Raw genomic sequence first — 14,847 nt, 5'->3', positions numbered from 1 at the left:
ACACATAAAACAAAACAAATAAAACGTAGTCCGGCTTTCCACTTTGCCGAAGCTGATGAAAAACACTCATCATGTCGCTGGAAAGTCAGACTCGTTTTCTAAAAAGATTACCCAAATTTGAGGCGATAGCTTTGCTGTAAGGAGAAATGAGTGGCAGGTATTGAATTGCGCAGTGTGAAAAAGCGCTTTGGTGATGTTGAAGTCATTCCGGGGGCAAACCTCAGCATCAAAGACAACGAGTTTGTGGTATTTGTAGGACCTTCAGGCTGCGGAAAATCCACTCTATTACGCCTTCTGGCAGGGTTAGAAGATCTTACAGACGGCGCAATTGAGATCGATGGCAACCGAGTCGACCACCTTCCTCCGTCAAAACGCGGGTTGGCAATGGTATTCCAGACTTACGCTCTCTACCCGCACATGACGGTTTATCAGAACATGTCTTACGCGCTGAAAGTAGCAAAAGCCCCCAAAGCAGAAATAGACCAGAAAGTTCGGCAAGCCGCAGAGATTTTGCAGTTAACCGACTACCTCGACCGTAAACCCAAAGCACTCTCGGGCGGGCAACGTCAGCGTGTAGCGATTGGCCGTGCGATTGTTCGCAGCCCAAAAGTATTTTTGTTTGACGAACCCCTGTCTAATTTGGATGCCAAGCTGCGCGTGCAAATGCGCATCGAGATAACCAAACTTCATAAACGCCTCAATGCCACCATGATATACGTGACCCACGATCAGGTCGAAGCCATGACCATGGCAGACAAAATTGTGGTCCTTAAAGATGGCGTCATTGAGCAGGTGGGTCCTCCATTAGAGCTCTATAAAAAGCCCAACAACCGATTTGTTGCCGGGTTTATTGGTTCACCAGCCATGAATTTCTTTCCGGCGGAGATCTTGGGCAAAACTGATCGTGGAGTGACATTAAAACTGGAAGATTGCGATGACACATTTCAGTTCCCGTGCTCCGGCCCAAGCTCTCTCACATCGGGCGATAAAGTCACGTTTGGAGTAAGGCCAGAGCACGTGGTACTGGAAGGGCAATCCGACGGTCAGGTCAGCGGCGAAGTGTATGCCGTTGAACGACTCGGCGGAGAAACCTACCTGTATGCCATGTCACCGACGGGGCAAGATATCACCGTTCATGCGCCCGGCGATCAGGAGTTTGATGTTGGTGAAACCATCAAGATCGGTTTCCTGATCGAAAACTGTCACCTGTTTGGCTCCAATGACAACGCAGTGCGATAGGGGGTATTCATGAGAGAAGATGATCTCGTTATAAAGCGTGAAATAGCGCGGCGTAAACGTAATCGCAGGCTCTGGCTCGCGTTTTTGCTTTTTCCTCCTGCGGCGATTCTGTTTGTGTTCGTTTTTCTGCCAATGGGCTCGGCGCTGTGGTACAGCGTTTACAACTGGAACGGTCTGATAAAAGGAGAATTTGTCGGGCTTCAAAATTTCAAAGACGTGCTGCTTGATCCCAACCGCAACTGGTACCTGTTTAATGCGTTAAAGAACAATGTGATTGTGTTTGTCACCCTGATGATCATTCAGAATGGCATCGCTTTGATCCTCGCACTGCTGTTGGCACGCGATCCAAAAGGCGGGCGGTTTTATCAGGTGGTGTTTTTCCTGCCTGTGATTCTTTCCACTGTCATTATCGGTTTTCAATGGAAAATGTTCCTTAACCCGTTTTTTGGTTTGATAAACAAAGGGCTGAATTTCATTGGACTCAACGACTGGGCATTGCCTTGGCTAGGCCTAACAGAAACTGCCCTGCCCTCTATGTTACTGGTCAATGCCTGGGCTTGGGTCGGTTTTCCAACTCTGGTATTTCTGGCAGCGATTCACCGTATCCCCAAAGATTTTATTGAAGCCGCTCGGCTGGATGGTGCGAGCGAATGGCAAATCGCCAAAGACATCATCTGGCCTCTGATGGCACCTGCTGTCACCATTATTGTGGTGCTGACCTTTATTGGCTCGTTTAACTGGTTCGAACTGCCATTCATCATGTCTGGGTTGGAAGGCTCTCCTTCTTATTCGACCGACATGCTGGGACTGCTTTTCTACCGAACAGCATTTGGCTCGGTAAGCGCTGGTGGCACTGAGTTTGGAGCTGGGTCTGCACTTGCCGTGCTGATCTTTATTTTTATCTTTGTCTTCTCAATCATCGCGACCAAATTACTGACGGCGCGTGAAGTTAAGATGGATTAGGAGGCAGAAATGAAACAGGCAAACACGAGTTCGCTCGAACAATGGCTTATTCATCTCTTTCTGGGTGCAGGTGCACTCATCATGCTGTATCCGATATTGATGATGGTTCTGTCAGGATTCAAAACCAATCCGGAGATTTTTTCTACGCCATTTTCTCTGCCTAACAGCTTTAATCTGGACAACTTCAAAGTCATCTGGAACGAAACGGATGTGCCAAAATACTTTATCAATTCAATCATTGTAACGCTGCTTTCGGTCGTTTTTCTCTTAACCACGGGAACTATGGCGGCGTATGCGATTGCGCGCTACCGATTCAGTGGCTCTCTGATGGTATCTCTGTTCTTTTTATCCGGGCTGATGCTGCCACTAAGGCTGGCGATTATCCCTCTGTTTATCCAGCTTAAATATCTGGGGCTGGTGGACAGCTTAATTGGGCTGATATGCATATACACCGCAATGAGTTTGCCTGCCACTGTATTTATTCTGACTGGGTTCTTGAGAACTCTGCCCAAGGATTTGGAAGACAGTGCGCGAATCGATGGCGCAAGTGAACTGAGGATCATGATTCAGATTATGGTGCCATTGATTACCCCTGCGTTGGTGATTGCAGGTATCTACAACGCGGTGCCCATCTGGAATGACTTCTTCTTCCCGCTTATTTTCATCCAATCACCTGAATGGAAAACACTGGCGCAAGGCTTAACCGCGTTCTTTGGCGAGTATTCAATCAACTATGGCGTTCTTTATGCCGGATTAACGCTTGCGGCATTGCCGATGATCGTCATATTTATCGTCCAATCACGTCGCTTTATCGCAGGGATGACAGCAGGGGCGATTAAGTAACCGGCTATTTAACCTGAGTTCAGTTTATGGTTTATATAGGCAACAAAAGAAAACGCTCTTGAATCATCAAGAGCGTGAGCTATTTCATTCCTATATCAGGGGGAGGAGGGTGAATGAGTTAGCTTAAAAATTTCATGTCTTTCTTATGGTTTTAATTCTTAAATCGGCTTCGCATTAAAGGCTTTGCTGTGCCGCCAATGCAGAGCGAATAAAGCCGTTATGCTCTTTGAGACGCGATTTCGCCTGTTCTGCATCCAGCCCTGCGAGAATCATGAAGATGGCGGTTTTGCATTGACGACCACACTGCTTAAGCGCCAGACTGGCTTCGTCTACCGAAACCCCAGTAGCCTCTACAACAATATTAATTTGCCTTTGAACCAGCTTGGCATTGTTGGCTTCAACATTGACCATCAGGTTTCCAAACACTTTTCCGCTGCGGATCATTGCTCCTGTGGTAAGCATATTCAGCACCAGTTTTTGTGCAGTCCCCGCCTTCATTCTCGATGAACCTGTGACGACTTCAGACCCTACAATGGGTGTGATTGCGATGTCGGCAACATCAGCCATTGCACTCGCCGCATTGCAGGAAATCGATACCGTGGTCGCACCTAGTTCATTCGCGTAATCCAGACCGCTAAGCACGTAGGGTGTCTGACCACTTGCTGCAATACCCACGACCACATCCTGATTGCTCAGTTTAATTTGCATCAGATCCTGCTTGCCCATGCTTACGTTATCTTCCGCATTTTCAACCGCATTCAAAATTGCCTGACGGCCTCCAGCTATCACTCCCACCACCAAGTCTGGTGAGGTGCCATAAGTTGGCGGGCACTCGCTTGCATCTAAAATACCCAGCCGACCAGACGTCCCCGCTCCGGTATAAATCAACCGCCCATCATTCGCCAACGCGTGAGTAATGGCGTCCACCGCTTCAACGATTTGTGGCAAAACATCTTTGACTGCCAGTGCGACTTTTTGATCCTCGTTGTTGATCACCGTTACCATCTCTAGAGTGGATAGTGTGTCAATCTCGGCACTGTTCGGGTTGCGGCTTTCCGTCGTCAAACGGCTTAATTCGTCGCGGTTCATTCCTTGATCTCTGCATCCTAAATTCGCCCCAATTTTATTGAATAAAATATTCAGCCATAGTGATAAAAATCACAATAAAGGTTATTCTTTGTACAGCTAAACATTGGAATAACTGACAAGCTTTTCAGCTAGAGCACCTTTGATACTTAGATTATTTTCCAGTATTCATTACATTAGAATGGCGGTCATTATTTCTTAGTTGGAATAATTTATTAGGATTTTTTTGTTATGTCCGTTATCCACCGAATTGTCGCCAGACGCACTCAACTTTCCCAAAGTGGTCGTCTGGTTGGAGACTGGATTATTGAGAATTCAGAAAAGGCGGCGTCACTCACCAGCCAGGAGCTCGCGGCGCAGGTAAACGTTAGCCAGTCGAGTATTGTTAAGTTCACCCAACGCATCGGGTACAAAGGGTACAGCGCCTTCAAACTGGCTTTAAATGAAGAAATCGTGCGCAAGCAGGCACTGGGGCAAACGCCTTTGCACAGTAATATTCTGGCAGATGATCCTTTAGGCGTTAGCGCTCAGAAGCTCGTTAAAACCAAGACGGACGCTATGTTTCAGACCACTAACGCGTTGTCTTATGAAGCGTGTTATCAGGCAGTGAAATGGCTCGATGAAGCGCGACGGGTGCAAGTGGTGGGGATTGGCGTTTCTGCGTTAACCGCCAAAGACCTGAGTTATAAGCTACTCAAACTCGGCATTACCACTCTGGTAGAGCAAGATAGCCACGTGCAAATTGCTGTGGCAAGAACCCTGTCTTCCGAGGATGTGCAAATCGCCATCTCATTTTCAGGCGACAGAAAAGAAATTCTGGTTGCCGCAGAAGCCGCCAAAGAACAAGGCGCAAAAGTCATTGCCATTACCTCCCCCCGAAAAAGCCACCTTCGCGACACGGCGGATATTATCTTTGACACCATCGCGGATGAAACTCGTCATCGAAGCTCTTCCATTGCCTCACGTACCGCGCAAAACGTCATCACGGATTTACTGTTCATCACACTGTTGCAGCAAAGGGACGAGCAGGCTCGCGAGTTGTTTAGTGATATTGGAACAGATATTAATCAGATTCTGACATAACGCTTTATTGGGTTTAGCTTTTTACTGGGATTACGTTGCCTAAAGAGCCTGAGTTAAACAGTGATTGTTGAATGAAAAAAAGGAGCCCTTAGTAAGAGCTCCCCTTTGTACCAATTTAGGTATGTAAGTTACCTATTTATTGCATTTTATTTGGTTTATTGTGGATTTAAACCAAGCTTCTGAAGTACTAGGTTGAAGTTTGCACGACGCTCCGCAATTGCGTGAACTTTACCACTTACTGGGCATGCATCATCTGGGCAACCACGGTTAACAATACCGGAAACCGCATCAACAAACTTAGTACCTACCATGCCGCCATCAACGTACGCTTTTAGCTCATCATGGTAATTCCAAGCCGCGTATGGGCCACCAACATCGCTGTAGTTCTGAACAGATGTCATCCAGAAGAATAGACCTGCGATCCATTTGATCTCTGTGTTTTCTTCAGTAGAACAAATCAACTGAGGGTTAGAACACAAGTCAAGGTCAGCATAAAGTGGGTTAGCTGGTGCTGCTTCAACTAAAGTCCCTTCGATGGTTTGACCAACAGTTTCTGGGTCAACATGGCTACGACCAATGAAGTGGTTCAACGTACCGAAGTTTTGACGACCCGTCGTTTGGATTACACCACGACCCCACCAGCCACAACCTTCGATAGATTGCTTGCTGCTGCCATCCCACAAGAATGCACCTGCTTTTTGACCTGCGTAGATTTCACACTTCGAACGTTCCCAAACTTGCTTGTTCTCGTCGATAGTTTGAGGGCTAGTCATACAGTGTTCGCCATTGATGTCCCAACGACCTGCTGCATTTGCCGCCATCTTGCCTTCTTCTTTCAGAACCGCATCTGGTGCGACGAAGATTGGCGCTGGAGCACCGTACCAAGAAGCGTGAGTATTCGCAGAAAGCTCTAGCTTGTTGTTACGAGGACACGAGTAAGGATGATCTTGCCCCGTCACTGGGTTGTAACCGTAGTCGGCGTATTTCTGATCTAGCTGACCACAAGAAGCACTGTTCGGATGGTTCGCTGGTGCACCGTATTTGATTTCTGCCCAGTTGTTCTCATCACACGCATTGTAACGGATGGTTTCCTGCATACTTTGAGATAAGAACGCAGCAATTGCTACTTTCGCGTATTTCTTGTTGGTTTCAACGTCGGCATTAGGATCGATAAGCCAGAATTGGTTACCCGCAACACCTACGTTATGCATTGAATTCAGGGCTTTAAGGAAATCTTTCCACTTGTAGATAGTAGAAGGAGCCCACTTGTTCCCCGCAAGCTCATACAAGAAAGCTTCGTTATTCATGACAGTTTCAGCGCCTTCTAAATCTGCATTTAGAGCAGCAACACTAGTTAGAGGCGTCGCAACAAGGCTTTCAGACACATAGTACAGAGGAATTGGGCTCGCTTGGTAAGCAGCTACCTTGCCTTTCAACCAATCCGTATTTGCCGTTGCAGATACGACAGGTGTAGCACTGTCACTACCCCAAAGAATCGAGAACACGTTGCTGTGCGCTGCACGACGAAGCTGGCTTACACCCCAATCGTGGGATTCTTGTTCAACCAAAGAAGCGACGGAAGACACACCATAAGTTGCACTGTCTAGTGCAATCGATGCTACATCACTACGCAAGTTTGCAGACGATTTACCCAAAGACTTGTCGCCCATGAAGAAGCTCGCCGCTGTACCTGCTTGTGTTGCTGCGTCGTAATTACCGGATTGTGACGTAGTAGCAAGGTGAGCGCCCGGCAGTTTGTAGAGCATTGCAGGTACATCAATAGAATCCGTCACTTGCTTAACGTAAACAAGGTAGTTATCCCATGCGATAGGACCAAATGCGTGCTCTGCACGGCCTGCTGTAGAAAGGCCATTATTGCCGCTTTGTTTAAATACTAAGAAATCGGGTTTCGCTGCTGCATCTGCGTAAGCGCCAGTCCAGTTAACGAATGAAACAACAGATTGTGATGCTGCATTCCAAGTTGAACGCAAGCCAGCGTAATCTTTGTGAACCCAATTCGTTGTACCTGGGTTAGAAACACTAAGCGACCAACCGTAAGAAACGTCTTTCGCAAATTGCTCAATCACAAAGTTCTGAGAAGCAACCCAGCCTTTCACATTGTCGGCTAGATTAGCGACTGCCGTATCAATAGCTGATAGGTTGTATAGGCTAGAAATACTTTGTGATGTGCCCGCTGCGTTAGTCACAGTGAGCGCCGATACATTAGTAATCGCTTCACGCAGTGCTCGTTTAACCTGTACTTCTGTTAATGCTGTGTCTGTTCCGAATGCAGTAGCAAATGTCGTATCTTTGTTTGCTTGCCACGTTGCCAATAGATCTTCATTCAGAACAATAGAACCTGGAGAGGCATGCGCAGCGTCTTTAAATACTTGAACCTGTGCTGCGATTTGAATGAGGTTTTGGTAATGGGCAACCAAATTAGCGTAAGTCAGAATGTCGGTGTCGCCCAAACCAGAAGCGGTAGATACTGCTGCGACTGGCACGATGGCTTCACCACCATTTGCCTTTTCAACGTCTCTTGCTTGTTTAAGCGTCGCCAAAGCATCAGCAGCATTGGTTACAACACTGAAGACAGAATCAACATTCGCGCTCGCTATTGCACCGTTTAAGGCGGTTGAATTGTTGGTAAACGTACCCATTGCGAGAGTGCTAGGCCAACCTGCAATTTTCAGGTTCACTAGGTCTTTACGGATTAACAGTGAAGCGTTTGAAGTTCCTGTTCCAGGGTTTGTGCCTGTTCCTGTACCTGGATCCGTACCCGCACAGTCAAAAGCAAATGTCCAAGAACCATCGGAACCCGGAATAGACGTAGTGTGCCAGTTAGCGGTATACGCTTTACCCTGGTATTGCATCTGAGCACCAGTTTTTGCGTGGTTCGGGTTACCCGCCCAGTCATTATGAGTCCAGTTAGGATATTCATTGATATTGGCACAAGCATCTGCGGCTAGTGCACTGATAGGGCTAACTGCGCCAACGGCTAAAGAAACGGCAAAGATGAGCTTGTTTTTCTTAAATATAGTCATTAAATACTTCGCACCTTAGATGTAGGATGTTTAACGTCGCGAGCTTCTTAGTTACCCAGAGTTCAAGATAAGTAACCCGAAGCCGCTTTATTGGATCTATCTGTATGTTGCTCAGAGAAGTCGCCGCACTCAAATGAGTATTTACTTAACAGCAAGACTTTTCGAGTGACAACACAGTGGAGATGTATACTTGAGAAAACAGAATTGCACTTTGCCCAGCGGTGTCATAAATCTCGTGATTTTTTATATGATCATCAGAATTGTGATAGATGTTATGAAAGCTATGATTCATCTTGCCGCGGAGCATTCAGTAAAAAGAGAATAAGTAAATGAACAAAGAGAGCCAACCGTTTGAAGATGAGTTTACTTTACGCGTCGAGCTTCATGACGATACCTCCATTGAAGTGAGCATATTCACGGCAGAGGAAGATTCGGCTCCCGTTTGTATTTGCTTGCCAGCAATGGGAGTGCGTGCTGAATACTATGGCGTGCTTGCCACAAAGCTTGCTGGGCAAGGTATTACCGCTGTTACCTGTGATTTAAGGGGGCATGGCAAAAGCTCTGTTCGCGCAGGTCGTCACCGCAACTATGGCTATAACGATGTTTTATCCACGGATATTCCGGGGATCATAGCCGCCGTTAAGCATCGCTTACAGTGCAAAGAGGTGCTTATTTTAGGGCATAGCCTTGGTGGTCAGCTTGGCTTGTTGTACGGAGTTCAGTCTGAAGACGTCAAAGGCACCATTCTGATTGCCAGCGGCTCAAACTGGTACAAAAACTTGCCGAAGTTAAAAGCGAGGATTGGTCGCTATGTCGGTTATCACTGCATTAAATTACTGAGCAAGGTGTACGGTTATTTTCCTGGGGAACGCTTTAAATTTGCAGGGACAGAATTCAAAAATGTCATCTCAGACTGGCTACATGAATCTCTAACAGGCAGGTATAAAGTTACTGGGTCTTCATTAGACTATGAACAGCTGCTCAATACGAGTAAATTGCCTGTCCTATTTATTTCACTCTATGGAGACAGCTATGTTACGCCAAATTGCAGCCACTATTTGGCGAGCAAACTGAAATCTGCCCAAGTAGATAAGGTTACTCTAGCTCCCGATGAAGTCGGTCTTAATAAACCCTGTCATTTCCGCTGGGTCAACCACCCTGAACGAGTTGCTGAACACATTCATCGCTGGCAAGAACGCACTTTCAATTGAGGGAGCCACACTCCCTCAAGATAGAGAGTTCATAGAACTTAAAGAATTTTCTTAATCGAATTCAATACGTTAACTATCAATAATTTCAGATAAAAGTCACCCTAACTCGTCCGATCACTGTGTTGTTTCAGCCAGCCTTTTGACACCCAGTGCATAACATTTATTAAGTGCTATTTATTTTCGATATCAATTTGTTGAGTAAAAAATAGGCGACTACCATGCTTTATGCCCCGCGAGGCATATACCCAAATCTTCGAATGTTTGGGACAACAAAAATTAAAAGGATAAAGCATGAAATCACAGATGAAACTCAGCATGCTGGCAGTGGCTACCAGCCTTATGCTGCCTATAACGGCAAGCGCTTCAGACATTACCCCCAGAATTGTGAACGGCAACGACGCAAATCCAGCCGACTGGTCATTCTTCGCTCAGATCGTTCCGTCTTACAGCGAGCGCTCTTTTTGCGGTGGTAGCTACCTTGGTGAGGGCTTTGTGCTCACGGCTGCCCACTGCTTACGAAACAAACATACCGCTTTTTTTGACGTTAAACTGGGTGGCTATAAGTTTGAAAATAAAGAAGGCACGCGCTTTGAGGTGAAACGCGTATTTATGCACCCTGAATATGAATCCGCATATGGTTTAAACGACATCGCCGTGATCGAATTGAAAACCGTCCCTGCTGGCTTTAGTGCTGTAAGCTTGGGGCAAACCAATTTAAGCCAGTACGTTCGAGTAGGCGATCCGCTGACTGTCGCTGGACTGGGTCGTACGCTTGAAAAAGGTCCGTCTCCAAAAGTATTGCAGGAAGTGGACGTACCTTTGGTATCAACCGAAGCCTGTAACGCCGCTGGTGGTGCTTATCAAAATGGGTATATCGGAAAATCAGCATTCTGTGCAGGCTATCTTGAAGGTGGGAAAGACTCATGCTCTGGTGACAGCGGTGGTCCAATCGTCGTCAATCAAGGAGGGCAGGTCAGCCAACTTGGTGTAGTAAGTTGGGGAGTCGGTTGTGCTCGTCCAGGCAAATACGGCGTGTACAGCGATGTGACTCATTACCATGATTGGATCAAAGGAGTCATCGCCCATCCAGACGACCAAGTCGCCCTCACTTACAAGAAATCGATTCAGGTTGAAGGGTTCGAGCTTGGGCAAAGCAAAAAGCACTTCTTTACCATTCGTAATACTGGCACTGCAGACATCAATATTACGTCGGCAAACTTAACCGGGTCGGGCGTTGCCGAAACGCCAGCGATGACAATCGATAAATGCACGACCGCGCCGCTACTTGCTGGAAGAGCGTGCTCCATTCAAGCAACCTTTGGTGCTACGGCAGCAGGTACCGCAGAAGTGAAGCTTGACTTCACCACCGACAGAACAGGCACGAAGATTCACACCGCTGTAATAAAAGCGACGGTTACAGACTCCTCCAACCCAACTAACCCAGGGAATGGCTGTGCAGAAGCTTGGCAAAGCGGAAAGGCATACCAGTCTGGCGATTTAGTAAGCTGGAATGGCAGAATCTGGAAAGCCAGATACTGGAACCAAACAGAACCGGCAGACACTGGAAAGTTTGGTACTTGGCTAGATCAAGGTGCAGATACTTGCACTGGGGCGTAATGATCTAAATTTCGCGTTGGCTAGCCTGTATTTAGTCAACGTGAAGAATATGTTCATCAACCTGAATATTACATAGCCAACTTAATTGACAGGTAAAGCACATTCTGCGATGCTGCATTTATGAACACGATCGCGCAAGCTGGTATCCAACGAATTATAATCATCATTTCAATCGGAATGGTGGGATAGCGCTTACGCAGCTAAGAATCTAAAAAAACCCACCTAAGAGGTGGGTTTTTTACTTAACCTCTTAGGAAAACTCATTAGAGGTAAGTATGTCGAGACAACCTAGCCAAACAGCTTCGTCATCCCAAGAAGCTTCATCGACCCAATCAACTTCGTCAACGAAGTTTTCTTTCGTACAAGCTGAACACGATGTATTGAGTTTTTGGCAGCAAAACCAAGTCTTCGAAAAGTCACTTGAACAATCCAAAGGCAAGCCTGAGTTTATCTTCTACGATGGTCCTCCGTTTGCAACGGGTCTGCCTCATCATGGTCACCTTGTTGCCTCCACCATCAAAGACATCGTTCCTCGTTACCAAACCATGCTAGGTCATCACGTGGAACGCCGATTCGGGTGGGATTGCCATGGATTACCCATCGAACACGAAATCGATAAAGCCTTGGGTATGTCTGCGAAAGAGACAGTCGAAAAATTTGGCATCACCAAATACAACGATGAATGTCGTGGCATCGTACAGCGTTATACCCAAGAGTGGGAAAAAACCATTTCTCGCTTGGGTCGTTGGGTCGATTTCAAAAATGACTATCGCACCATGGAACCGTGGTACATGGAATCCGTTTGGTGGGTCTTCAAGCAGCTTTGGGATAAAGGTTTGGTTTACCAAGGCGAGAAAGTGGTTGCTTACTCTACCGAACTGGAAACAGTTCTTTCTAACTTTGAAGCTTCTTCCAACTACAAAGACGTTCAAGATCCGGCAGCAACCGTTCTATTCAAACTCGATGATGAAGATGCTTACCTCGCCGCATGGACAACCACACCATGGACGTTACCTTCTAACTTAGCGCTCTGTGTTAACCCAGATATTGACTACGTAAAAGTACAGGACAAAACCGCGGATAAAACCCTATGGCTTGCCGAAGCCAGAATGGAAGCGGTTCTGAAAAACAACGAATTCGAAGTACTGGCCAAAGCAAAAGGCAGCGAGCTAACAGGCAAAACCTATCAGCCACTTTTCCCATACTTCTCCGCTCACAGTGAGAAAGGCGCATTCCAAGTGCTTGCGGATGGTTATGTTTCCCTAGATAGCGGTACAGGCATTGTTCATATGGCACCCGCCTTTGGTGAAGACGACCAACGTGTATGTCGTGAACACGGCGTAGAAATCAGCGTTTGCCCACTAGACACACGGGGTCGATTCACTGAAGAAGTCGATGATTTTGCCAACACCTATGTGAAAGATGCCGACAAACCTATTCTTCACGCTCTTAAAGACAAAGGATTACTGTATCGCCAAGAAACGCTAATGCACAGCTACCCATTCTGCCCGCGTTCCGATACACCAATCATCTACCGTACCGTGCCTTCTTGGTATGTAAGAGTGACAGAAATTCGCGACAATCTGGTCAAGAACAACCAACAAATCAAATGGGTTCCAGAACATATCCAGCAAGGAAGAATGGGCAAATGGTTGGAAAACGCGATCGATTGGGCGATTTCCCGAAACCGTTACTGGGGAACTCCGCTTCCAATCTGGATCAACGAAAAAACCGGTAACCACGTGTGTATTGGTTCGATTGAGGAACTAACCAAACTGACGGGTAAAGAAGTGTCTGATTTACACCGTGATCACGTGGACGACCTCACCTTTAGTTTGCCAAACGAAGAAGGGGTTTACCGCCGTATTCCTGAAGTGTTCGACTGCTGGTTCGAGTCTGGCTCCATGCCTTACGCTCAAGCTCACTACCCGTTTGAAAACAAAGAGAAGTTTGAATCCAACTTCCCAGCCTCCTTCATTGCTGAGGGGGTCGATCAAACTCGTGGTTGGTTCTACACCCTGCAAGTACTCAGCGAAGCCCTATTTAACAAGCCGGCGTTCAGCAACGTGATCGTTAACGGCATTGTGATGGCGGAAGATGGTAAGAAAATGTCTAAGCGTTTGAAGAACTACACCGCTCCAGACATTCTGATGGAAGAGTATGGTGCCGATGCCTTGCGCTTGTACCTGATCAATTCCGGCTTGGTAAAAGCGGAAGAACAAAGATTCGCAGACAGCGGCGTTCAAGAAATGGTGCGACAAGTGCTGCTTCCTTGGTACAACGGGTTCAAATTCTTTAAGACTTACGCTGATATCGACGATTGGAAAGCGTCGGGCAAACTGGACACAGATAACATCCTAGACCAATGGATCGTGTCTCGATTGGAAAGCTTAAAGCAGAAAGTAAACACAGAAATGCAGGCGTACCGTTTGTACGAAGTAGTACCACCTTTGTTTGAATTCTTGGACGACTTAACCAACTGGTACATCCGTTTAAACCGCGCACGTTTTTGGCAATCTGAAATGAACCAAGACAAAGACAGCGCCTACGCAACGCTTTACTACTGCTTGAATACCTTCTCAACACTGATGGCACCATTTGCGCCTTTCTTGTCGGAGCATGTATACCAAGAACTCAAAGGCTACTCGCAAGAAAGTGAACAGCCACTCTCAGTGCATTTGTGCGATTACCCGCAGCCGAACACCGAAGCGAAAAAACTGGAGCTGGAAAACAGTGTCGAGCGCTTCAAACACCTCGTCGTTATGGGACGCCAGAAGCGTAACGAGATGAAAGTCAAAACTAAGACACCTCTTAGCCGCGCTACGGTCCTTCACCGTGATCCGGAAGAGTTGCGCGATGTGGAACGATTGGCCGGTTACATCAAGTCGGAACTGAATATCAAAACCCTCGAATTCAGTACTGAAGAGAACCAGTTTATCGACTTGTACGCCAAGGCGAACTTCCCTGTATTGGGTAAACGACTTGGCAAGCAAATGAAGCACTTCGCCAGTTTAATTGATCAGTTAACCGCAGACGACATTGATCGCTTGCAGCAGCAAGGGCAAATCGACATTGATGGTCAGAGCTTCACCGAAGAAGAGATCGTCATTTACCGTAAAGCAAAAGAAGGGTTTAACGCGGTATCCAATCGATTCATTTCCATGGAAATCGACCCAAATCTCACCGATGAACTTATTGCAGAAGGCATGGTGAGAGAAGTGATCAGCCGGATTCAGAAAACCCGTAAGACCATGGGGCTAGAAGTAACAGATACTATCTCTATTTCTATTCACACCTCACCAGACGTTCAGCAATGGATCAAGAAACACCAAGACTACTTGCAAGAAGAAACGCTAGCTAACCAATTGGATTTCTCGTTAGCCGAAGATGCTGGTGAAAAACACGCCCTGGAGATGGGTGACGTTCGTATCGACGTTCGCAAATAACCCCTCTCTACTCCTTAAAAAGGTTGGCTAATCAAGATTAGCCAACCTTTTTTATTTCCCTGCCGTAAAACTGACTGGCTGCATTAACAATCCTTAACAAAACCTCAAACTTCCATTGACCTTATTTCTGGCACATTAAATAGGCGAAACAAAATGAGTACGACAAATTCTTTCACTAAATAACTCATATGGCTGTTTGCACCATCATTTTATTTAATTCTTATTCCTAGGCCGCATTTTAGAAACCTTATATAAAATGTGGGATAAGTTTAATATAAATTGAATAAGGCTTTAATTTCATACCCAAGCTGCTTG

At 46.5% G+C, this 14,847-nt stretch carries 9 protein-coding genes; 7 read left to right on the top strand and 2 right to left on the bottom strand.

Annotated elements, in window-relative coordinates; all coding sequences use genetic code 11:
• The first annotated feature begins 150 nt into the window (after positions 1 to 150).
• From Q8W40_RS06900 to Q8W40_RS06890, 3 genes are read left to right on the top strand one after another with little or no spacing between them, the layout of a single operon-like run.
• Complete coding sequence (locus Q8W40_RS06900; RefSeq protein WP_305396472.1) at positions 151 to 1,239, top strand: ABC transporter ATP-binding protein; 1,089 nt, start codon at positions 151 to 153, stop codon at positions 1,237 to 1,239.
• 9 nt (positions 1,240 to 1,248) lie between these two features.
• A complete protein-coding gene (locus tag Q8W40_RS06895; RefSeq protein WP_305396471.1) occupies positions 1,249 to 2,202 on the top strand; it encodes a carbohydrate ABC transporter permease in 954 nt (317 codons plus the stop codon).
• A 9-nt stretch (positions 2,203 to 2,211) separates the two neighbouring features.
• The gene (locus Q8W40_RS06890; protein ID WP_305396470.1) at positions 2,212 to 3,045 is read left to right on the top strand and encodes a carbohydrate ABC transporter permease; all 834 of its coding nucleotides are present in this window, start codon (positions 2,212 to 2,214) and stop codon (positions 3,043 to 3,045) included.
• Between the two features lie 174 nt (positions 3,046 to 3,219).
• Here Q8W40_RS06890 and murQ read toward each other — a convergent pair whose 3' ends face one another.
• Positions 3,220 to 4,134 carry an N-acetylmuramic acid 6-phosphate etherase gene (murQ, locus tag Q8W40_RS06885; RefSeq protein ID WP_305396469.1) on the bottom strand — a complete coding sequence of 305 codons (915 nt, stop codon included), beginning with the start codon at positions 4,132 to 4,134 and terminating at the stop codon, positions 3,220 to 3,222.
• 228 nt (positions 4,135 to 4,362) lie between these two features.
• Between murQ and Q8W40_RS06880 the strand changes: the two genes are divergently transcribed.
• On the top strand, positions 4,363 to 5,214 hold the full coding sequence (locus tag Q8W40_RS06880) for an SIS domain-containing protein (protein WP_305396468.1): 852 nt from the start codon (positions 4,363 to 4,365) through the stop codon (positions 5,212 to 5,214).
• A 155-nt stretch (positions 5,215 to 5,369) separates the two neighbouring features.
• On the opposite strand, the gene Q8W40_RS06875 is transcribed toward Q8W40_RS06880, so the two are convergent.
• Positions 5,370 to 8,258: a cellulose-binding domain-containing protein gene (locus Q8W40_RS06875; protein WP_305396467.1), complete on the bottom strand. Its 2,889-nt coding sequence runs from the start codon at positions 8,256 to 8,258 to the stop codon at positions 5,370 to 5,372.
• A gap of 329 nt (positions 8,259 to 8,587) precedes the next feature.
• Here Q8W40_RS06875 and Q8W40_RS06870 point away from each other — a divergent pair, with 329 nt between their 5' ends.
• From Q8W40_RS06870 to ileS, 3 genes are all read left to right on the top strand, one after another.
• Complete coding sequence (locus Q8W40_RS06870) at positions 8,588 to 9,469, top strand: alpha/beta fold hydrolase (RefSeq protein WP_305396466.1); 882 nt, start codon at positions 8,588 to 8,590, stop codon at positions 9,467 to 9,469.
• 291 nt (positions 9,470 to 9,760) lie between these two features.
• The gene (locus Q8W40_RS06865) at positions 9,761 to 11,086 is read left to right on the top strand and encodes a trypsin-like serine protease (RefSeq protein WP_305396465.1); all 1,326 of its coding nucleotides are present in this window, start codon (positions 9,761 to 9,763) and stop codon (positions 11,084 to 11,086) included.
• 275 nt (positions 11,087 to 11,361) lie between these two features.
• Positions 11,362 to 14,532, top strand: a complete 3,171-nt coding sequence (gene ileS, locus Q8W40_RS06860) for an isoleucine--tRNA ligase (protein ID WP_305396464.1) — start codon at positions 11,362 to 11,364, stop codon at positions 14,530 to 14,532.
• Positions 14,533 to 14,847: the final 315 nt, after the last annotated feature.

The organism is Vibrio penaeicida (genome assembly GCF_030689305.1).
Classification (GTDB): Bacteria; Pseudomonadota; Gammaproteobacteria; order Enterobacterales; family Vibrionaceae; genus Vibrio; species Vibrio penaeicida_B.
This window is presented reverse-complemented; position numbering and strand designations above follow the sequence as displayed.